This is a genomic window from Paraburkholderia sp. 31.1 (genome assembly GCF_014397645.1).
Lineage (GTDB): Bacteria > Pseudomonadota > Gammaproteobacteria > Burkholderiales > Burkholderiaceae > Paraburkholderia > Paraburkholderia tuberum.
Map to the genome: position 1 here is coordinate 50,701 of NZ_VZQN01000008.1, position 19,428 is coordinate 70,128.

At 63.8% G+C, this 19,428-nt stretch carries 19 protein-coding genes and 1 tRNA gene; 9 read left to right on the forward strand and 11 right to left on the reverse strand.

All coding sequences use genetic code 11. From position 1 onward, the window contains the following. The first annotated feature begins 133 nt into the window (after positions 1-133). The 6 genes from pstC to phoR all read left to right on the forward strand — a co-directional run bounded on the left by pstC (position 134) and on the right by phoR (position 5,753). Entirely contained in the window at positions 134-1,135 is a 1,002-nt protein-coding gene (pstC, locus tag F6X37_RS07485) for a phosphate ABC transporter permease PstC (RefSeq protein ID WP_184061443.1), read from the forward strand. After that, positions 1,132-2,028, forward strand: a complete 897-nt coding sequence (pstA, locus tag F6X37_RS07490; protein WP_187610850.1) for a phosphate ABC transporter permease PstA — start codon at positions 1,132-1,134, stop codon at positions 2,026-2,028. The genes pstC and pstA overlap by 4 nt, the downstream gene beginning before the upstream one ends. A gap of 16 nt (positions 2,029-2,044) precedes the next feature. After that, positions 2,045-2,893, forward strand: coding sequence for a phosphate ABC transporter ATP-binding protein PstB (gene pstB, locus F6X37_RS07495; RefSeq protein ID WP_090801100.1), 849 nt, complete (start codon positions 2,045-2,047; stop codon positions 2,891-2,893). A gap of 28 nt (positions 2,894-2,921) precedes the next feature. Continuing rightward, the gene (phoU, locus tag F6X37_RS07500; RefSeq protein ID WP_027198295.1) at positions 2,922-3,626 is read left to right on the forward strand and encodes a phosphate signaling complex protein PhoU; all 705 of its coding nucleotides are present in this window, start codon (positions 2,922-2,924) and stop codon (positions 3,624-3,626) included. A 26-nt stretch (positions 3,627-3,652) separates the two neighbouring features. Next, positions 3,653-4,354 carry a phosphate regulon transcriptional regulator PhoB gene (gene phoB, locus F6X37_RS07505; RefSeq protein WP_008922879.1) on the forward strand — a complete coding sequence of 234 codons (702 nt, stop codon included), beginning with the start codon at positions 3,653-3,655 and terminating at the stop codon, positions 4,352-4,354. 85 nt (positions 4,355-4,439) lie between these two features. Next, on the forward strand, positions 4,440-5,753 hold the full coding sequence (gene phoR, locus F6X37_RS07510) for a phosphate regulon sensor histidine kinase PhoR (protein WP_187610851.1): 1,314 nt from the start codon (positions 4,440-4,442) through the stop codon (positions 5,751-5,753). 116 nt (positions 5,754-5,869) lie between these two features. Here the strand turns inward: phoR and ppk1 are convergent, their stop codons facing one another. Next, positions 5,870-7,933 carry a polyphosphate kinase 1 gene (gene ppk1, locus F6X37_RS07515; RefSeq protein ID WP_187610852.1) on the reverse strand — a complete coding sequence of 688 codons (2,064 nt, stop codon included), beginning with the start codon at positions 7,931-7,933 and terminating at the stop codon, positions 5,870-5,872. Between the two features lie 204 nt (positions 7,934-8,137). Here ppk1 and ppx point away from each other — a divergent pair, with 204 nt between their 5' ends. Next, entirely contained in the window at positions 8,138-9,790 is a 1,653-nt protein-coding gene (ppx, locus tag F6X37_RS07520) for an exopolyphosphatase (protein WP_187610853.1), read from the forward strand. A gap of 93 nt (positions 9,791-9,883) precedes the next feature. Here ppx and F6X37_RS07525 read toward each other — a convergent pair whose 3' ends face one another. From F6X37_RS07525 to F6X37_RS07545, 5 genes are all read right to left on the reverse strand, one after another. After that, positions 9,884-10,696: a GNAT family N-acetyltransferase gene (locus F6X37_RS07525; RefSeq protein WP_184028352.1), complete on the reverse strand. Its 813-nt coding sequence runs from the start codon at positions 10,694-10,696 to the stop codon at positions 9,884-9,886. Between the two features lie 155 nt (positions 10,697-10,851). Beyond that, positions 10,852-11,310, reverse strand: a complete 459-nt coding sequence (locus F6X37_RS07530) for a SixA phosphatase family protein (RefSeq protein WP_018421227.1) — start codon at positions 11,308-11,310, stop codon at positions 10,852-10,854. A 212-nt stretch (positions 11,311-11,522) separates the two neighbouring features. Beyond that, positions 11,523-11,599: transfer RNA gene (locus F6X37_RS07535), tRNA-Pro, on the reverse strand. A 110-nt stretch (positions 11,600-11,709) separates the two neighbouring features. Continuing rightward, a complete protein-coding gene (locus F6X37_RS07540) occupies positions 11,710-11,868 on the reverse strand; it encodes a DUF3309 family protein (RefSeq protein WP_090801093.1) in 159 nt (52 codons plus the stop codon). Between the two features lie 385 nt (positions 11,869-12,253). Next, entirely contained in the window at positions 12,254-12,430 is a 177-nt protein-coding gene (locus tag F6X37_RS07545; RefSeq protein ID WP_018421224.1) for a hypothetical protein, read from the reverse strand. 178 nt (positions 12,431-12,608) lie between these two features. On the opposite strand from F6X37_RS07545, the gene F6X37_RS07550 reads away from it, so the two are divergent. After that, positions 12,609-12,776, forward strand: coding sequence for a hypothetical protein (locus F6X37_RS07550; protein ID WP_167368601.1), 168 nt, complete (start codon positions 12,609-12,611; stop codon positions 12,774-12,776). Positions 12,777-12,990: 214 nt separating this feature from the next. On the opposite strand, the gene F6X37_RS07555 is transcribed toward F6X37_RS07550, so the two are convergent. From F6X37_RS07555 to F6X37_RS07575, 5 genes are all read right to left on the reverse strand, one after another. After that, positions 12,991-14,358, reverse strand: coding sequence for an MATE family efflux transporter (locus tag F6X37_RS07555; RefSeq protein ID WP_187610944.1), 1,368 nt, complete (start codon positions 14,356-14,358; stop codon positions 12,991-12,993). A gap of 26 nt (positions 14,359-14,384) precedes the next feature. Then, positions 14,385-14,693: a DUF2288 domain-containing protein gene (locus F6X37_RS07560; RefSeq protein WP_090801091.1), complete on the reverse strand. Its 309-nt coding sequence runs from the start codon at positions 14,691-14,693 to the stop codon at positions 14,385-14,387. Between the two features lie 997 nt (positions 14,694-15,690). Beyond that, entirely contained in the window at positions 15,691-16,017 is a 327-nt protein-coding gene (locus F6X37_RS07565) for a hypothetical protein (RefSeq protein WP_090801089.1), read from the reverse strand. 94 nt (positions 16,018-16,111) lie between these two features. Further along, entirely contained in the window at positions 16,112-16,834 is a 723-nt protein-coding gene (locus F6X37_RS07570; RefSeq protein WP_187610854.1) for a peptidoglycan DD-metalloendopeptidase family protein, read from the reverse strand. Between the two features lie 153 nt (positions 16,835-16,987). Further along, complete coding sequence (locus tag F6X37_RS07575; RefSeq protein ID WP_187610855.1) at positions 16,988-17,896, reverse strand: aldose epimerase; 909 nt, start codon at positions 17,894-17,896, stop codon at positions 16,988-16,990. A gap of 585 nt (positions 17,897-18,481) precedes the next feature. Here F6X37_RS07575 and F6X37_RS07580 point away from each other — a divergent pair. Beyond that, a complete protein-coding gene (locus F6X37_RS07580; protein ID WP_187610856.1) occupies positions 18,482-19,312 on the forward strand; it encodes an undecaprenyl-diphosphate phosphatase in 831 nt (276 codons plus the stop codon). Positions 19,313-19,428: the final 116 nt, after the last annotated feature.

The window sequence follows — 19,428 nt, forward strand, 5'->3', positions numbered from 1 at the left end:
GGCCGCGCCCTGTAGCACCCCGGCCGTCCTCGTGCGAGGACGGCCTGTGACTTTCACGCGGCATGCGCCGCATGCATCACCGACCGCCCGACATGTGTCGTCCGGCAACTGGAAACAGGTCCCTCAGGCTCTCATGTCCGATATTCATTTAGCGTCCGGCACGAGCCGGGCCACTCCGCCTGGCCGCGCGTCGCAGCAAAAAGCGCCTGGCCGCTCGGGCGATGTGATCTTCGGCGGCCTCGCACGCCTTTCCGCCATCGTCACGCTGCTGCTGCTCGGCGGCATCATCGTGTCGCTGATCGTCGCCTCGATGCCGTCGATTCGGGAGTTCGGTCTCGCGTTCCTGTGGACGGCGGTGTGGGATCCACCCAGCAACCAATTCGGCGCGCTCGTGCCGATCTACGGCACTCTCGCGACGTCGATCATCGCTCTCCTTATCGCGGTGCCCGTCAGCTTCGGTATCGCGCTATTTCTGACCGAACTGTCGCCCGCGTGGCTGCGCCGGCCGCTCGGCATCGCGATCGAGCTGCTCGCCGCGATTCCGTCGATCGTGTACGGCATGTGGGGTCTGCTCGTGTTCGCGCCGATCTTCGCGGTGTGGTTCCAGAAGCCGCTAGGCGCGGTGCTCGGCGGCATTCCGATCGTCGGCGCGCTGTTCGCCGGTCCGCCGATCGGCATCGGCATTCTGTGCGCGGGCGTGATCCTTGCGATCATGATCATCCCGTACATCGCAGCGGTGATGCGCGACGTGTTCGAAGTGACGCCGGTGCTGCTGAAGGAATCGGCGTACGGTATCGGCTGCACGACGTGGGAAGTGATGTGGAAGATCGTGCTGCCGTTCACCAAGAGCGGTGTGATCGGCGGCGTCATGCTCGGTCTCGGCCGCGCGCTGGGTGAGACGATGGCGGTCACGTTCGTGATCGGCAACACCAATCTGCTCGACAATATTTCGCTGTTTTCGCCGGGCAACAGCATCACGTCGGCGCTCGCCAACGAGTTCGCGGAAGCGGAGCCGGGCCTGCATACGTCGGCGCTGATGGAGCTCGGCCTGATCCTGTTCGTGATTACATTCATCGTGCTGGCGATTTCGAAAATCATGCTGCTGCGTCTCGAGAAAGGGGAGGGCGCGAAATGAGCGGGCCGTCCCTGAACATGCCGGGTCTGAAGGACGCCGCGACGCTCGAAACGATGCGCGTGCGTCTGCAAGGGCGCCGTCGCATGACCAACGCGCTTGCGCTGACGCTGTCGCTCGCGGCGATGGCGTTCGGCCTGCTGTGGCTCGTGTGGATTCTCTATACGACGCTGCGTCTCGGTATCGGTGGTCTGTCGATCGAGCTGTTCACGCAGTCGACGCCGCCGCCGAACACCGATGGCGGCGGTCTCGCCAACGCGATCGTCGGCAGCCTGTTGCTGGTCGGGCTCGCGACCTTCGTCGGCACGCCGATCGGCATCATGGCGGGCGTCTATCTCGCCGAATACGGCCAGAAAGGCTGGCTCGCGAACCTCACGCGCTTCATCAACGACATCCTGCTGTCGGCGCCGTCGATCGTCATCGGTCTGTTCGTCTACGCGCTCGTCGTCGTGAAGATGGGCCACTTTAGCGGCTGGGCCGGCGTGCTCTCGCTGGCGCTGCTGCAGATTCCGATCGTGATTCGCACGACCGAAAACATGCTGAAGCTCGTGCCGAATGCGATGCGTGAAGCCGCGTTCGCGCTCGGCACGCCGAAGTGGAAGATGGTGCTGTCGATCACGCTGAAGGCGTCGATCGCGGGCATCGTCACCGGTGTGCTGCTCGGTGTCGCGCGAATTGCCGGCGAAACCGCACCGCTGCTCTTCACCGCTTTGTCGAACCAGTTCTTCTCGGTCGATATGGGCCAGCCGGTCGCGAACCTGCCGGTCACGATCTACAAGTTTGCGATGAGCCCGTTCGCGCAGTGGCAATCGCTCGCGTGGGCCGGCGTCTTTCTGATCACGCTCGCGGTGCTGGGACTGAACGTCCTCGCGCGCACGATCTTCTCGAACAAGTAAGGGCGGAGTGAATCCGATGAACGTAGCAGAAACCCAACTCAATCCGATCGGGCACGCAGCCGCGCCCGCGGGCTCCGACCCCGAACACAGCGCTCACGCGCAAACGCCGTCGCGTCCGAAGATCGAGGTCAAGGACCTCAACTTCTTCTACGGCAAGTATCACGCGCTGAAGAACGTCAATCTGCAGATTCCCGAAGGCAAGGTGACCGCGTTCATCGGCCCGTCGGGCTGCGGCAAGTCCACGCTGCTGCGTACCTTCAACAAGATGTACGCGCTCTACCCGGAGCAGCGCGCGGAAGGCGAGATCGTGATGGACGGCGAAAACCTGCTGACCATGCGCCAGGACATTTCGCTGCTGCGCGCGCGCATCGGCATGGTGTTCCAGAAGCCGACGCCGTTCCCGATGTCGATCTACGACAACATCGCTTTCGGCGTGAAGATGTTCGAGAAGCTGTCACGCTCGGAAATGGACGACCGCGTCGAATGGGCGCTGACCAAGGCGGCGCTGTGGAACGAAGTGAAGGACAAGCTCGGCCAGAGCGGCTACGGTTTGTCGGGCGGCCAGCAGCAGCGTCTGTGCATCGCGCGCGGTATTGCAATTCGCCCCGAAGTGCTGCTGCTCGACGAGCCCTGCTCGGCGCTCGACCCGATTTCGACGGGCCGTATCGAAGAGCTGATCGCTGAACTCAAGAGCGACTACACGGTGGTGATCGTCACGCACAACATGCAGCAGGCGGCCCGCTGTTCGGACTACACTGCCTATATGTACCTCGGCGAACTGATCGAATTCGGCGACACCGAAAAGATCTTCATCAAGCCGGTCCGCAAGGAAACCGAGGACTACATCACTGGCCGCTTCGGCTAATCCGCCGGGCAATACAACGGAGTACGACATGTCCGATAAACATCTGTCCAGCCAGTTCGACGCCGACCTCAACCTCGTTTCGTCGAAGGTGCTCGAAATGGGCGGCCTCGTCGAATCGCAGATCGTCAACGCGATGCAGGCGCTCAACGAATTCGACCTCGACATCGCCGAGCAGGTGATCGTCGCCGAAGACCGTCTGAACAAGATGGAAGTCGAGATCGACGAAGAGTGCAGCAACATCATCGCGCGCCGTCAGCCGGCCGCGCGCGATCTGCGCTTGCTGATCGCGATCTCGAAGACCATCACGAACCTCGAGCGCGCCGGCGACGAAGCCGAAAAGATCGCGAAGCGCACCAAGCGTCTGATGGAAGACGGCGCATCGCGCACCATCAACATCGCCGAGATCAAGCTGTCGGGCGAAATGGCCGTGTCGATCCTGCGCCGTGCGCTGGACGCGTTCGCGCGTCTGGACACGGTTGCCGCCGCGCAGATCGTGCGCGACGACAAGGCGATCGACGAGGAATTCCGCGCGTTCGTGCGCAAGCTGATTTCGTATATGACCGAAGATCCGCGTTCGATCTCGGTGGGCCTCGACTTCCTGTTCATCGCCAAGGCAATCGAGCGGATCGGCGACCACGCGAAGAACATCGCGGAATTCATCATCTACATCGTCAAGGGTACCGACGTGCGGCACCAGTCGCGCGACGCGCTCGAACGCGAAGCGCTCAGCTAATCCAGAGATAAGGAACAGAGGTGCCGATGCCCAGCAGCATTCTCGTCATTGAAGATGAGCCCGCCATTTCCGAACTGATTTCGGTCAATCTTCAACACGCCGGGCACTGCCCGATTCGCGCGTACAACGCGGAGCAGGCGCACAACCTGATCAGCGACGTACTGCCCGATCTCGTGCTGCTCGACTGGATGTTGCCGGGTAAATCGGGTATTTCGTTCGCGCGCGATCTGCGCAACAACGAGCGTACGAAGCATATCCCGATCATCATGCTGACCGCGCGAGGCGACGAGCAGGACAAGGTGCTCGGCCTCGAGATCGGCGCCGACGACTACGTGACGAAGCCGTTCTCGCCGAAGGAACTGATGGCGCGCATCAAGGCGGTGCTGCGCCGCCGCGCGCCGCAGCTGACCGAAGACGTGGTCGCAATCAACGGCCTGAAGCTCGATCCGGCCACGCACCGCGTCGCCGCGCATGCGGAAGGCAGCGAGATCAAGCTCGATCTCGGCCCGACCGAATTCCGTCTGCTGCACTTCTTCATGACTCACCCGGAGCGCGTGCACAGCCGCACGCAACTGCTCGATCAGGTGTGGGGCGATCACGTGTTCGTCGAAGAGCGGACCGTCGACGTGCATATCAAGCGTCTGCGCGCGGCACTCAAGCCGGCCGGGTGCGATGCTATGATTGAAACGGTACGCGGCAGCGGTTACCGGCTGGCGAAGAGCGCCTGATAGCCGTCGGCGGCGCGCTGCATCGCATGGCGCTGTGCCGCCGTACCTCCCTCCTGCGCTGTATTTTCTCTTCGATCGCTAGACCATGAACATCATCTGGGCGCGCTCCATCGTGTCGGTCGTGCTGCTTGCTGTTCTGTGCGCGGTGGTCGGCGCACTGCTGAACGTCAAGGCAGGGCTCGCTCTCGCCATCGTCCTGCTGCTCGTACAGAGTGTCTTTAGTACCTTCCACAAGCAGCGTCTGTGGCGTCTGCTCGACGCGCCGGTGTACGGCGAAGTGCCGAGCGCCCCCGGCATCTGGGGCGAAATCTACTACCGTCTGCACAAGCTCGCGAAGCGCTGGCATGCCCAGGTGCGCCAGGTCGAGCAGCAGCATTCGCGTTTCATCCAGGCGATCCAGGCGTCGCCTAACGGTGTCGCGATGCTCGACGATCATGATCAGATCGAGTGGTGCAACGCGATTTCCGAAAGCCACTTTGGGCTCGATGCGAAGCGCGATCTGCGTCAGCACATCACGCATCTGGTGCGTCATCCGGATTTCGTGCGCTATCTGAATTCGCATCGGTACGAGGAAATGCTGATCATGCGCGGCATGGGCGACAAGCGCCAGAACGTGCTGTCGGTGCAGGTGTTTCCTTACGGCGACAATCGCAAGCTCGTGCTGTCGCAGGACATCACCGAGCTCGAGCGCACCGATGCGATGCGGCGTGACTTCGTCGCCAACGTGTCGCACGAATTGAAAACGCCGCTCACCGTGTTGTCCGGCTTTCTCGAGACGATGCGCGAGCTGCCGTTGGGCGAAGCCGAGCGCGCGCGTTATCTCGAGCTGATGGAGCAGCAGGCGTCGCGCATGCGTCATATCGTCAGCGATCTGCTCGTGCTCGCGACGCTCGAAGGCGACAACAAGCCACCGAGCGATCAGATGATCGACATGCGCGCGGTGTTGCGGCATCTGCATGACGACGCGCAGAGCCTGTCCAGCGATCATCACAAGATCGTCTTCGATGCCGACGAAGCGCTGACCGTCACCGGCGTCGAAACCGAGATTTTCAGCGCATTCGGCAATCTGGTGACGAACGCGATCCGCTACACGCCGGACGGCGGCTCGATCAAGGTCAACTGGCGTGCGCAGGGTGGCCATGCGGTGTTCTCGGTCACCGATAGCGGCTTCGGCATTCCGGCCGCCGATATCCCGCGGCTCACCGAGCGCTTCTATCGCGTCGATCGCAGCCGTTCGCGCGACACGGGCGGCACCGGGCTCGGTCTCGCGATCGTCAAGCACGTACTGCAACGGCACGATGCGCAACTCGACGTGAAGAGCGAAGAAGGGCGCGGCAGCACGTTCACGGTGCGCTTTCCGGTGTATCGGACGGCGCGCTGTCAAACCGCACAGGTTTGAACGCGGCAGTCGTACGACTGGTCGACGCATAAAAAACCGCCTGAAAAAGGCGGTTTTTTTATGCGCGCGGATCGTCGGGTGCCCGCCATCGCGGCGAGCACCCGAAACGCGGGCGACTACGAACAGAACTTGCCGAGCAGACTCATCTGAGCATTGCGCGACGCCTTGCCCGGCCGGCGCCGGCGGTAGTGACCGTCGCTCTGCATCAACCAGGCCGACTGGTTGTCGCCGAGAAACGCCGACAGCCCTTCCGCGATCACGCGCCGCTTCAGTCGCCGGTTGTTGACCGGGAATGCGACTTCGACGCGCCGGAACAGATTGCGATCCATCCAGTCGGCGCTCGACAGATAGACCTGTTCCTTGCCGCCGTCGTAGAAGTAGTAGATACGATGGTGTTCGAGAAAGCGCCCGACGATCGAGCGCACCGTGATGTTCTCGGAGAGCCCTTGCACGCCCGGCTGCAGCGAGCACACGCCGCGCACGATCAGATCGATCTTCACGCCGGCCTGCGATGCTTCGTACAGCTCGGCGATCACCGTCGGCTCGAGCAGCGCGTTCATCTTCGCGACGATGCGCGCCTTCTTGCCCGCGCGCGCATGCTCGGCTTCCTTGCGGATCGCGTCGACGAGCTTCGGATGCAGCGTGAACGGCGACTGCCACAGCTCGTGCAGCTTCAGCTCGCCGCCGATGCCGGTGAGCTGCTGGAACACATGGTGCACGTCCTCGCAGATCTTCTGATCGGCGGTCATCAGACCGAAATCGGTATAGAGGCGCGCGGTGCGCGGGTGATAGTTGCCCGTGCCGAGGTGCACGTAGCGCTTCAGGCTCGCCTTGCCGCCCGCCGACACGCGTCGCACGATCAGCATCATCTTCGCGTGGCACTTGTGGCCGACTACGCCGTAGACCACGTGCGCGCCGACCGCTTCGAGCTGCGAGGCCCAGTTGATGTTGGTTTCCTCGTCGAAGCGCGCGAGCAGCTCGACGACCACCGTGACTTCCTTGCCGTTGCGCGCGGCCTGCATCAGCGCATCCATCAGCGGCGAGTCGATGCCGGTCCGATAGATGGTCTGCTTGATCGCGACCACGTTCGGGTCCTTGGCCGCCTGCAACAGCAGCTCGAGCACCGGCTGGAAGCTCTCGTACGGATGATGCAGCAGCACGTCGCCCTGATCGATCACGTCGAACATGCTCGCGCTGTTGGCGATCTGCCTCGGCGTCGACGGAATGTGCGGCACGAACTTCAGATCCGGCCGGTCGACCATCTCGGGCAGCTGCATCAGCCGCACCAGATTGACGGGGCCGTTCACGTAGTAGCAGTCCTTGTTCGACAGACCGCTTTCGTCGAGCAGGCGCCGCACCACATGCGTGGGCGTTTCCGCCGACACTTCGAGCCGCACCGCATTGCCCAGATGCCGCGCCGGCAGTTCACCCTGCAACGCGACGCGCAGATTGGTGATTTCGTCTTCGTCGACGAACAGCTCGCTGTTGCGCGTGATGCGAAACTGATTGCAGCCGCGCACGAAGAGATTCGGAAACAGCTCGCCGACAAAGTGTTGGAGCAGCGAGCTCAGCAGCACGAAGCCATGCGGATAACCCGACAGCTCCTGCGGCATGCGCACGAGTCGCGGCAGCGCGCGCGGCGCCTGCACGATGCCCATCATCGCCTGACGGCCGAACGCGTCCTTGCCCTCGAGCTCGACGACGAAGTTCAGGCTCTTGTTCAGCACGCGCGGAAACGGATGCGCGGGGTCGAGACCGATCGGCGTGAGCACCGGCAGCAGTTCGTTGAAGAAGTAGTTGCGCGCCCATTCGGTCTGCGCGTCGCTCCAGGCTTCGTTGCCGTGGAAATAGATGCCTTCCTGTTCGAGCGCGGTGAGCACCGTGTCGTGCAGCATCGTGTACTGGCGATGCACGAGCTTCTGCGCACGTTCGACCACGAGGTCGTACATGTGAAGCAGCGACATGCCGTCGGGCGACAATGCGCCGGGGTTGTCGCCCATCTGTTCCTGAAGCCCGGCCATGCGGACTTCGAAGAATTCGTCGAGGTTGCTACTGGTGATGCAGATAAAGCGGAGACGTTCGAGCAAGGGGACGGCGGGATCGGCGGCATGCGCCAACACACGCTCGTTGAAACCCAGAATGCCCAGCTCGCGATTCAATAGGGGATAGCGGACGGACATCGGCGGCGAGATTGGAATGTCTGAAATGGAGACGGAAAGACGCTCGGAAATTCTCACGGTTTGATGACGTGCTGATGACATCGGCGATTTTTTTAACATTTTATGCCGCAATCGTCGTCTGTCGTCAATATGACGCGCTACCTATGCGACGATACCGAACTCCCTGCGCCGCGAGGTGACACCGTGAAGGCTGCTACGCTTAGAATGGCGTCTTTGAACAGTGCGGCTGGCCGCGACGCGCACCATGCGCCGAAGGCGCCGGGCAGGCGCGTGGCGCTGCCGGAGTCCGCCGCCACGCCCTCGGCCGCAGCCGCGGCGCTCGCGCGCATGGAGTACGCTTACCCGATGGTCAATCTTCCTCATCTCCTCGCCGCCGTCGATCTCGGTTCGAACAGCTTCCGGCTCATCGTGGGCCGGGTCGAGGAAACCGACGCGGGCAGCCAGATCTATCAGGTCGACGCCTTGCGCGAGCCGGTGCGGCTCGCGGCCGGACTATCGAGCGACAAGATGCTCGATCGCGCATCGCAGGTGCGTGGCTGGGATGCGCTGAAGCGCTTCGGCGAGCGGTTGCGCGATTTTCATCCGGACCACGTGCGCGCGGTCGCGACCAATACGCTGCGCATCGCGAAGAATGCGGGCGAATTTCTCGGCGAAGCGCAGGCCGCGCTCGGTTTTCCGATCGAAGTGATCGCCGGGCGCGAGGAAGCGCGCCTGATTTATGCGGGCGCCGCGCACTCGGTGCCGGCGAGCGCGGGCAAGCGGCTCGTCGTCGATATCGGCGGTGGCTCGACGGAATTCATCATCGGCTCGCACTACACGCCGATCATGATGGAGAGCTTGTATATCGGCTGCGTGAGCCATAGCCGCGCGTTTTTCCCGGCCGGCAACGTCGACGAGTACACGATGCGCCAGGCCGAGCTCGCCGCGCGCCGCGAAATCCAGATCATTTCCGCCGAATACAAGAAGACCGGCTGGGAGCAGGCGATCGGCTCGTCGGGCACCGCGCGCGCGCTCGCCGAACTGGTCGAGGCGAACAATTTCAACGATGCGGGCGTCACCCACGGCATTTCGCGCGGCGGCCTCGAGCGGCTCAAGCGCGCGCTGATCAAGGCCGAAAACGTCAACCGGCTGAAACTGATTGCGCTGAAGAGCGACCGCGTGCCGGTGCTCGCGGGCGGGCTGTCGATCATGATCGCGGTGTTCGACGAACTGGGCGTCGACTATGTCGACACCACCGACGGCGCGTTGCGCCTCGGCGTCATGTACGACCTGCTCGGCCGTTCGCAGCACGAGGACATGCGTACGGTGACGGTCGAGGGCTTCATGCGCCGCTATGGCATCGATCGCCCGCAGGCGGGGCGCATCCGCGATCTGTCGACGAGCTTCTACGACCAGTTCGTCGAACCGGACGAGGAACGCCGCGCGGAAAACCGCATGTTCATCGGCTGGGCGGCGTCGCTACACGAAATCGGGCTGTCGATCTCGCATAGCGCGTATCACAAACACTCGGCTTATATCGCGAGCAATGCCGACATGCCGGGCTTTTCGCGTACCGACCAGGCGCGCCTCGCCGCGCTCGTGCTCGGCCACGCGGGCAAGCTCGGCAAGCTGTCGCAGACGCGCGACGTCGAATGGCCGCTGCTGTTCTGTCTGCGGCTCGCGGCGTTGCTATGCCGTCGACGCGCGGACGTCGGCCTGCCGGGCATCACGGTTGCTCAGGCGAACGGCGGTTACGAGGTGCGTTTGCCGAACGAGTGGGTCGCCAACAATCCGTTGACGGATTACAGCCTGATCCAGGAGGCGGCGGAGTGGGAGAAAGTCGGGATTCCGTACCGTGTCGTTTATACGGACGATTGACGCGATGCGGATCGACGCACGCGTCGATTCGCGGCGAGTGCACGAACAAAAAAAGCCCTGCAAATGCAGGGCTTTTTCGTATCTCGGCGCAGCTTATCGCGGCAACGCATCGCCGAGGAAGTGCCGCGCATAGCGCGCGTTGATATCGGACAGACGGAACAGCGTCAGGAAATCCGCGGTATTGAAGTCGGGGTCCCACGCCGGTGCGCCGCAAATCTTCGCGCCGAGACGCAAGTAGCCCTTCACGAGCGGCGGCGGCGCGACGGCGGCACCCGTCTGCAGTTCGTCGACCGGCAGCGGCGTATGCGGGAACGCGCGATATTCGGGCGCGGTCAGCGCGTTGTCGCGCAGCGAGCAATACAGGTTCGCCGCATAGTGGCCGCCGTCGGCCATCGCGACGCTCGCGCAGCCGAGCATCGTCTCGTAGCCGTTGTGCTTCATGTACGCGGCGAGCCCAGCCCATAGCGACATGATCACCGAGCCGCTGCGATAGTCGGGATGCACGCACGAGCGGCCGACCTCGACCATCTTCGCGCGCAGATGCGTGAGACGCGACACGTCGAACTCGCTTTCCGCATATAGACGGCCGATGCGCGCGGCCTGATGCGGCGGCAGAGCGCGATACGTGCCGACTACTTTCAACGTGTCGAGATCGCGTACCAGCAAATGGTCGCAGTACGAATCGAAGGCATCGACGTCGAGGCCCGCGGGGCCGCTGAGGCGTGCGCCCATTTCGTCGGCGAAGACGCGATAGCGTAGACGCTGCGCTTCACGCAGCTCTTCGTCGGTACGCGCCCACGACACTTGCAGGCGATGCTGCGCGGTGACCGTTTCCTCGGCGCGCGGCAGACGGCGCGGTTCGAAAAGCGAGGCGAAGGGCAGGGTGGGCGTCGGCAGTTCTCGCATTGGCTGTCCTGGTCGAAAAGAGTGAGGATTTCTTTTTTCGCCAATGTAGTAACGCGCGGTGACGCTCGCATGGCAAAGCCGTGACGATTGGATGACTGCCCGTAAGCCCTCGCGTGGGTGCCTGTAATGTCGGAGGCGTGGCGCGACACGCGCGCTCAGATCAGATCGGGGCTGATGGCGGCGCGCAACACCGCCTCATCTTCGCCGTTGCGCTCGCGGCTCTCGATCCACCAGATGCCGGCTTTTTTCAGTGGCCAGCTCGCGCGGCTGTCGCCGAGCAGTTGCGCGGCGACGTGGCCGAGCGTCGGTTGATGGCCGACGATCACCACGGTTTGCGCGATTCCGCCGGGCCAGCCGGCCGCTTCCAGGACGTCGTTCGCGCTCGCGTTCGGCGCGAGTTCGCGCACGACGCGGTACTGGTCGCTCAACGTCTCGGCGGTCTGGATGGTGCGCACGGCGGGGCTCGCGAGTATGACCGCGTCGTCGGGCAAACGGGCGCGCAGCCATTTCGCGGCGTTCTGCGCCTGCTTGCGGCCGCGCGTGGTGAGCGCGCGGGAGAGATCGCTCGCGGCGACATCTTCTGCTTCGGCGTGACGCCAGAGGATCAGGTCCATGGGAGTCTCCTTTTAGAGCGGCTTGGGATGGCGTTGCGGCGGGCTTGCGCGTCTTCGCAGCGAGGTACCTGCCTCAAGCACTGTCGCATGCGCAGGTGATGATTTGCAAGGCGAGTGCCTGACGGGTCGGCTGTCGGCGTCCACGTGAACGCGAGCCCAAAAAGCAAAAACCCGCGAAGCCGGAGGCTTCGCGGGTTTCGACCTGCTTTTCGTGGTCGGAGCGATAGGATTCGAACCTACGACCCTCTGATCCCAAATCAGATGCGCTACCAGGCTGCGCTACGCTCCGACGAATCCGAGAGTATAGGGGGTGCGGGCAGGAGCGTCAATCCCTTGGCGGCACCAACCGCACGGGCAACGACGTTCACCGTAGCGGGCTCGCGCCGGCCTCGCGGTGGGCTATATACGCCCCATCAACAGCAGAACGATCACGATGATCAGCACGACGCCGACGAGTCCAGTCGGCCGATAGCCCCAGCCGCTGCTATACGGCCAGCTTGGCAACGCGCCGATCAGCAGCAGAATGAGCACGATTAGCAGAATGGTTCCGACGGTCATGGCGTTCTCCTTTTTGAGGGGGCCGCGAAATCGCTGGCCGCATCTTCACGCTGGTTTGGCGCGCGCCCCGCGACAATCGACGCGCGTGTCGCGCGTCTGTTGCTGGATCGGAACCAGCAAGGCATGTGCCCATCACCCGTTAAGCTCGATGCAGTGAGGCCTTGGACGAAAGCGCAGAAGGAGAGAGCGACGCAGGAAGCGTCGTCGTTCGATGTAGGTATGCCCAAAGAACCGGAAAGGCGTTGCGCCACGTCCAGCGGACCTCGATGCGCGCAGGCGCCGCAACGCCGGTCAACGCGTCATCGAGCGGACGCGCGACTGACGCACCGTGGCATGCCGGTGCCGCGGCCAGAGGCCATTCGGTCAGAGTCGAAGATCACCCGCATCAATGCCTTGGACGCCTCCAATGCGGCATATGTAGATGCTGATGCGTCCAGTGATGCAGCATGCCCTCGCCATCGTGTTCACGCCGGTAGGCCCGCGATTCGAAAATCGACAACGCCACCAGCACGATCAGGCCTATTGCGAGCCCGATCAGGCCCGCGATCGATTCACCGTCCATGGCAGTCTCCCGGTAGGTTCAGCCATGAACCCATAGTAGCGCAGGTCCGGCGAAATCTCACGAATTGGAACGGGCGACGCACAAGGTGTGTAATGGCGTCGCCGAACGCGCTTTGCGGTTAGACTCTCGGCGCGCCGGCGGACGTCCGCCATCGCTTTGCCCCGGAGACGATTGCAAAATGACCCGCGTTCTGACTCTTGCCTTGCTGTTGTGCGCCGGCGTCGCCGGCTGTGCGGACAATCCGTCCGCGCATCGCGGCAGCCCACCACATGATCCCGCCGACTACCACGGCGTGCCCACCGACGATCGGCCGCCCGCGATGGTGCCCGCGCCCGTCGCACAGTGAGCGCTCGTTGAAGTGAAAACAATCGGGAAAGGGCGGGGAAAGCGAAGCACCGGCGCGGGCACGCCGGCACTTCTGACCCGTGCCGACGGTTCGCGCGGAGAGCACGGGCTGAGAGCATTCCAGGACGCGCTCGTTATGCGATATGTATGCGCTTGTTTCAAGCCGTAACGGTCTGTCGTCCGCCGAGTAGCCCAACGGTGCGCAGCGCACCGCGCTAGGCAGCCGCAAGCCCCCGCGACACGCCCGGCAGGTAACGCGCGAGCGTTGCGCCACGCGTGGCCATGAAGATCAGCAGCGCGATCCACAGTCCGTGATTGCCGTGCCACGCGAGCAATGCCGACGACGCCGCCACGAACACCGCAAGCGACACCGCCATCGACATCATCAGCTCGCGCGTTCGCGTCGCGCCGATGAACACGCCGTCGAGCAGGAAGCCCCACACCGAAATGACCGGCGACAGCGCCGCCCACGGCAGATAGGTTTCGGCCGCGGCACGCACGGCGGCCTGATCGGTCAGCCGCTCGATGATCCACGCGCCCGCGCCCCAGTACACGCACGAGAAGCCGATCGCGCCGAGCGCCGACCACAGCGCGGTGACCTTGACCGCCTGCGCGAACGCGTGACGATCGCGCGCACCGATCGCCGCGCCGACCAGCGCCTCGGCCGCGTGCGCGAAACCGTCGAGCCCGTACGCCATGAAGGTCTGGAAATTGAGTAGCAATGCATTCGCGGCGAGCGTCGCGTCGCCTTGCCGCGCGCCGAGATGCGCGAACCAGCCGAACGACGACAGCAGGCACAGCGTGCGCACGAAGATGTCGCGATTGAGCACGACGAGCCGCTTCAGCGCGGCGGCGTCGAACAAGGCGGCGCGATTCAGCGCGGGCAGGCCGCGCGGCCTGCCGTGCCATAGCAGGGCGAGCCCGAGCACGAAGCCGAGCGCGTCGGCGGTCGCGGTAGCCGCGCCGATGCCGGCCACGCCCCAATGAAACGCGTACACGTACAGCAGCACCGCGGCGATGTTCACGCTGTTGATGAAGACCTGCGACAGCAATGCGAGCCGCACCTGCTGTGTGCCGAGCAGCCAGCCGAGTATCGCGTAGTTGCCGAGCGCGAGCGGCGCGGCCCAGATGCGCGCGTGGCAATAAATCTGCGCGTGTCGCTGCACGGCGTCGCTGCCGCCGATCGCCCGCAGCGCATAGTCGATCAGCGGTTGCTGCACGACCAGCACCAGCGCGCCGATCGCGGCCGCCATCAGCAGTGCGCGCACGACGGTGTTGCGCAACTCGTCGCTGCGGCCCGCGCCGTGCGCCTGCGCGACGAGGCCGGTCGTGCCCATGCGCAGAAAGCCGAAGCCCCAGAACACGAAGTTGAAGAAGAGCCCGCCGAGCGCGACGCCGCCGAGGTAAGAGGCGCTGTCCAGATGACCAGCGACGGCGGTGTCGACCGCGCCGAGGATCGGTTGCGTCAGATTCGCGAGGACGATCGGCAACGCGAGCGCGAGCACCCGGCGATGCCAGCGCACCGGCAGCGCGGGCGCGCTGGCTGGGTGTGAGGCGGTTTCGGATCGCGCGGCGGGGGGCATACCGGCATCGGGCGTCCTCGCGTCGTTCAAGAGCGCTCCTGCACGCACACCCAAGGAGAGACGACGACGGCCCACAGCTCGGGGTCGCGCGCGGCGAAATCGGCGGCCGTCTCCGACTGAACGCGCACGACGAGGCCGGAGGACAACCATTGGGCGACCCGGGTGGTGTCGTCGTTGGCGATTGCCTCGGCGACGCTCACGAGATCGAGGTCGCGCGCGACGTGCAGCAGTATGCCGCGCGCAAAAAAACGTTCGAGTTCGCTCCAGCCGATCTTGGCGGTTTCGCCGAGCAGCTTCGCATAAAGGGGGCTTTGGGAGGCGTCGTTGGAAGTCATCGTGGACAGGGTCGGACGGGGCCGTCACTATAAACTATTGGCAAGGACCGGCGGGCCGCGTGGCGGCCTTGCGCAACGCGCCGGGCGGCCTTTTATGCAGCGCGGACTGAATCGGATTCTGAACCTGGATGCCGGCGGATTCAACGACGGCGGCACACGAGGCGTGCCGCCCATCAGCACCGGCTATTAATCGTCCGAATATTCAAAACTGAAACGAGTTTGAATGCGGTTTCAATATTGTCGGCGGAATTGTCAATGTTAAAGATTTCACTATTCGCGAATTTGTTGTGAAAACGTATCGGCGCTTATTCGGAAGAGCTGCCGCGACTAATCGATGCGTTACGTGCGTTTGCGCACCAAGTTAATATTCGCAAGCCAAAGCGGCGTTATTGCCGAATGAGTTAGTGTTATTCGGCCAGACGTCTTTCCTCTGCTGGTTCGGCGGGACTTTCCGCCGATAGCCCAGGAGCATTAGCCGGTGCGATACTCCGACATTCCTGGTTTGAATGATTTGGCGTGTGGAGTATCCCAGCTGCGGCGCATTAAGCCGGTCTGATTCCGACATTTCCGATTCACGGATTGCGGAATCCGTACGCCGTGTAACATTGGCCGCAAAATTAATCCATTGCGCTTGGAAATGCAGATTGTTAGATTTCGTTCTGGCGCATGGTGAACCGGTCCTTTGCCGATATGCGCCGAACCCCCGTTAGCCCGGCCTCGTGCCGGGCTTTTTTTTGAATGGATTTACGCGGATGTTTAACCTGCCGCAGCGATCTTCACCGCGAATTCACATGTGCGGCCGATGATGGCGGATTATTTGTTTCGGCGTGAGACTCATGACCGGGGTGATCATTTTTGTCGGCGTGTGGCTAATCGCGCTCGCGTTGCTGGTGCGCTTCGCCGCGCGCATCGATCCGCGCTCCGGGCGCTGGCGACGCCGCTAAGCGGTGACGCTCTGCCGCTCGGCGGCCGCGCGGGCCGCACGGCGCGCGGCCTTTTACTGCTTGCAGCGGATGACCATCGAACGGTTTTTCACATTCGCGCCGAAAATCCCACCGATCGTGCCGCCCGACGTCGCGCCGTTGTCGACGTCTTTCGAAACCACGTCGTAGCCGTAGTTGCCGCAGGTTTCGCCCGCGCGCTTGTAGCACTCGGCCCAGCTCGTGCTGGCATCGCTGCCGCTGCAGTTGATCGCGAAGCCGGTGTCGCCGCTCGGCAGATAGGTCATCGTGGTCGTGGTCGAGCAGCCGCCGAGGCCGCCGAGCGTCAGGAGGCCAAGACTGATCGTCGCAGCCGCCGCGACGCGCGCCAATGGGCTTTTCATTTCAGATTCCTTGCAAATAACGGAAGGGCGTGGCGCGCAGCCACGCCGCTTCGAATTGAGCGTTTATAGCATGGCGGGTTCCCGCGCCCGCCGCCTAGCGCGGTGGCAGTTGTTTCGACGGATCGATCGAACGGCCCTGGTAGCGCAGTTCGAAATGCAGCATTACGCGATCGGTATCGGTGTCGCCCATTTCGGCGATTTTCTGGCCGCGCTTGACCGATTCGCCTTCCTTCACCAACAGCGCGCGGTTATGCGCGTAAGCGGTCAGATAGTCGGCGTTGTGCTTGAGGATCAGCAGATTGCCGTAGCCGCGCAGACCGTTGCCCGCATAGACGACGGTGCCAGGCGCCGCCGCGACGATGGGCGTGCCGGCCGCCGCGGCAATATCGATACCCTTCGAGTTGCCGCCGTCGAAACGGCGGAACACCGTGCCGTCGGCCGGCCATACCAGCGAGATCGGCGCGGGCGCGGTCGCCGGCGCAGTGTCCGCGGGCGCAGGACGCGGCGCGACCGCCGCGCTCGCGCTGCCACTGCTGGTACCGCCACCGCCGCTGCGGATCGCGCCGCTCGTCGACGCCGCGCCGCCCGGTGGCGCGACGCGCAGCACCTGGCCGACCTCGATACTGTCGGGATTGGTCAGGTTGTTCCAGCGTGCGATGTTCTGCACCGATTGCCGGTTGCCGCGCGCGATTTTCGACAGCGTGTCGCCCCGTTCGACCCGGTAGTAGCCCGGCCCCACCGGCGCCGACCCGCACGCGGCGAGCAGCGCGAGCAATGCCGCGCAGCCGAGTCGTTTGATTCTTGTCGTTTCCAGCATTGGACCTCGCAAAGCACTGCCGCGCGCTGATCCCGATCACGCGGCACAGACTGACAAAGCGTTCGATTCTAACGGTTTTGTGTTGCGCCCCCCGGCGAGGGGAGCGAAGTGGCGGGCGGCCGCTTCGAGCGGCTCGCCGCCGGCGCCGGCGTATCAGTTGGTTTTCTCGACGGTAATGCGCAGTGCCGCCGTTTCGGTTTGTCCCGGCTCGAGCCAGCGCAAACCTCGGCCGTTGTGGATCGCATCGGGCAACCCGAGCCACGGCTCCACGCAGTAAAAGTCCGACTGCGGCGTTTCAGTCCACGTCGTCACCGCGTACCAGGGCACCGAGCCGGGCCGCTGCAGATCGATCGTGATCACGCGATCGATGCCCGGCGCCTCGACCCTCACCGGTCGATCGGGCGTGCCGGTCAGGCAATGGAAGCGGTCGTAGATCCGGTCTTCGTCGAGCGTGTAGCTCGCTTCGCCCGGCTCGGCGGGGCTGATCGAGCCGTCCTCGAGCTGACGGCACCGCTCGGTGCGCGGCAGTTCGAGCGTCGTTTGCGCGCGCTGCATGTGCGGCAGCGTGAAGTAGAAGTGATGGCCGGCGTAGTAGGGCAGGCGCGCGTCGCCGGTATTGGTGGTGGTCAGCGTCACGTCGAGCGTGCGCGGATCGATGAGCTCGTAGGCGGCCTCGAAGCGGAAGCCGAACGGATAGGAGCCGCGGGTCGCTTCACTGTCGGTCAGCACCATCCGCAGGCCGGCGCCATGCACGTCGGCGTGAGGCTCGAACGGCAGGTCGCGCGCGAAGCCGTGCATCGGCAGCTCGCGCACGGTGCCCCGCGCGTCACGCCAATAGCCGATCTTGCCGTCGACGCGATGACGGCCGAGAAATGGAAACAGCAGCGGATTGCCGCCGCGAATCCGCGCGGGCACGCTCCAGTCGGCGTGCTCGGGCCAGTGAATCACCTCTTCGCCGTCGATCGTCCACGACAGCAGACGGCCGCCGGCTTGCGGCGAAAAACGGAGCACCGAGGCGTCCTGGGCGATCTCGAGAATGTCCTGTTCCGGGGAGAGGGGCATGGTCAATAGCTAGCCAGATAGAGGTTGAGGGTCGCGCAAAGCGGCCGCGTGGGTCGGCCGTTGCATCTGCATGGAAGCGGCGTTTTGCGCCATTCGCTGCGACTGCGTCTCGCGCGGCGAAACCGCGATTTTGCGCTGCTTTGCGCTACGGGGAAACCCTTCCCGGGAAATTGCGGGTGTCGGAAAAGGGAGAATCCTATTGATAATCCGTCGGAGCGTCCGGTCCATCCGACTCCCGGGCGAATCGGCTCAGGAGGCATCATGGATCTCGCAACGGCAATGGCGGTGGCCTTATTCGGTATATTCACCGCCAGCACGTACTACTTCTTCCACTCTCTCAAACGCTGATCCGCTGGTTTCATTCCCTGCTTTCGCAGCACGCGCGCGACGAATCCGCCGCCCGCTTTCTTGCTCTCGCGTAACAACGGTGTCGAGTTGTGACGCGGCGCGTCAATATCTCTCCGAATGTGGCCTAACCGCTTGGCGCTGGGTGTGTAGCCAGGCATAATCGGTGCGCCTTTGACGCGCCGGCTCCCCTTTTGTGCGGCGCGCAGTTCTCGACACTTTGCTTACAAGGACCGCCGCGTGAACCTGTCGTTTCTCATTTTTCTGAGCGTGCTGCAAGGCGTTACCGAACTGTTTCCGGTGAGCAGCCTTGGCCACACGCTGCTCGTGCCAGCCCTGTTCGACATGCATATCGACAAGCATGCGCCGCAACTGCTGCCGTTCCTCGTCGCCCTGCATCTCGGCACCGCGTTCGCGCTGCTGTGGTACTTCCGCGCGCGCTGGTACGCGCTGGTGCGCGGTTTCTTCGCGTCGCTCGGCGGCCGCCGCAACGACGACGGTCACATGATGTGGGCGCTGATCATCGGTACGATTCCGGCGGGCCTCGTCGGTCTCGTGCTGGAAAAGCGCCTCGAGGCGCTTTTTCATGATCTGCGGATCGTCGCGATTGCGTTGATCGTGAATGGCGTGCTGCTGTGGTTCGGCGATCGTCTGCAACGCGCGCGCGCGCATCAACCGCCGGAAAAGCTGACGTTGCGCCAGGCGTTCTTCGTCGGCCTCGCGCAGATCGGCGCGCTGATTCCGGGCTTCTCGCGCAGTGGCCTGACGATGATCGCCGGCAACGCGGCCGGCCTCACCACCGAGAAAGCCGCCGAGTTTTCGTTCTTGCTCGGCACGCCGATCATTTTCGCGGCTGGCGTACTCGAACTGCCGAAGCTGCTTCACGCGCCGAGCCAGCTTGCCGACGCAGTGCTCGGCGGCGTGCTGACCGCGATCGCAGCGTACCTGAGCGTGCGTTTCCTGATGCGCTATTTCGAAGGCCGCGGACGTCTCGCGTCGTTCGGCGCGTACTGCGCGATCGCGGGGATCCTGTTCCTCGGCTGGTTCATGCTGCATCCGCAGCCGGTCTGAGCGCGCCGGGCGATCGGTTATAATCCGGGCCCGGTTGGTTGCAGGTCAGTTAGAATTTTAGTTTGTGGGAAATCGGGCGGCTCGCCGCGAGTGCCGGTTTCATGCAGATATCGATC

Coding starts and splice junctions, on each gene's coding strand:
- pstA (WP_187610850.1), top strand. CDS start 1,132: ATGAGCGGGCCGTCCCTGAACATGCCGGGTCTGAAGGACGCCGCGACG.
- ppx (WP_187610853.1), top strand. CDS start 8,138: ATGGCGTCTTTGAACAGTGCGGCTGGCCGCGACGCGCACCATGCGCCG.
- F6X37_RS07530 (WP_018421227.1), bottom strand. CDS start 11,310: ATGGACCTGATCCTCTGGCGTCACGCCGAAGCAGAAGATGTCGCCGCG.
- phoU (WP_027198295.1), top strand. CDS start 2,922: ATGTCCGATAAACATCTGTCCAGCCAGTTCGACGCCGACCTCAACCTC.
- F6X37_RS07575 (WP_187610855.1), bottom strand. CDS start 17,896: ATGCCCCTCTCCCCGGAACAGGACATTCTCGAGATCGCCCAGGACGCC.
- phoB (WP_008922879.1), top strand. CDS start 3,653: ATGCCCAGCAGCATTCTCGTCATTGAAGATGAGCCCGCCATTTCCGAA.
- F6X37_RS07525 (WP_184028352.1), bottom strand. CDS start 10,696: ATGCGAGAACTGCCGACGCCCACCCTGCCCTTCGCCTCGCTTTTCGAA.
- F6X37_RS07565 (WP_090801089.1), bottom strand. CDS start 16,017: ATGAAAAGCCCATTGGCGCGCGTCGCGGCGGCTGCGACGATCAGTCTT.
- F6X37_RS07560 (WP_090801091.1), bottom strand. CDS start 14,693: ATGACTTCCAACGACGCCTCCCAAAGCCCCCTTTATGCGAAGCTGCTC.
- pstB (WP_090801100.1), top strand. CDS start 2,045: ATGAACGTAGCAGAAACCCAACTCAATCCGATCGGGCACGCAGCCGCG.
- F6X37_RS07550 (WP_167368601.1), top strand. CDS start 12,609: ATGACCCGCGTTCTGACTCTTGCCTTGCTGTTGTGCGCCGGCGTCGCC.
- pstC (WP_184061443.1), top strand. CDS start 134: ATGTCCGATATTCATTTAGCGTCCGGCACGAGCCGGGCCACTCCGCCT.
- F6X37_RS07570 (WP_187610854.1), bottom strand. CDS start 16,834: ATGCTGGAAACGACAAGAATCAAACGACTCGGCTGCGCGGCATTGCTC.
- F6X37_RS07545 (WP_018421224.1), bottom strand. CDS start 12,430: ATGGACGGTGAATCGATCGCGGGCCTGATCGGGCTCGCAATAGGCCTG.
- ppk1 (WP_187610852.1), bottom strand. CDS start 7,933: ATGTCCGTCCGCTATCCCCTATTGAATCGCGAGCTGGGCATTCTGGGT.
- phoR (WP_187610851.1), top strand. CDS start 4,440: ATGAACATCATCTGGGCGCGCTCCATCGTGTCGGTCGTGCTGCTTGCT.
- F6X37_RS07555 (WP_187610944.1), bottom strand. CDS start 14,358: ATGCCCCCCGCCGCGCGATCCGAAACCGCCTCACACCCAGCCAGCGCG.
- F6X37_RS07540 (WP_090801093.1), bottom strand. CDS start 11,868: ATGACCGTCGGAACCATTCTGCTAATCGTGCTCATTCTGCTGCTGATC.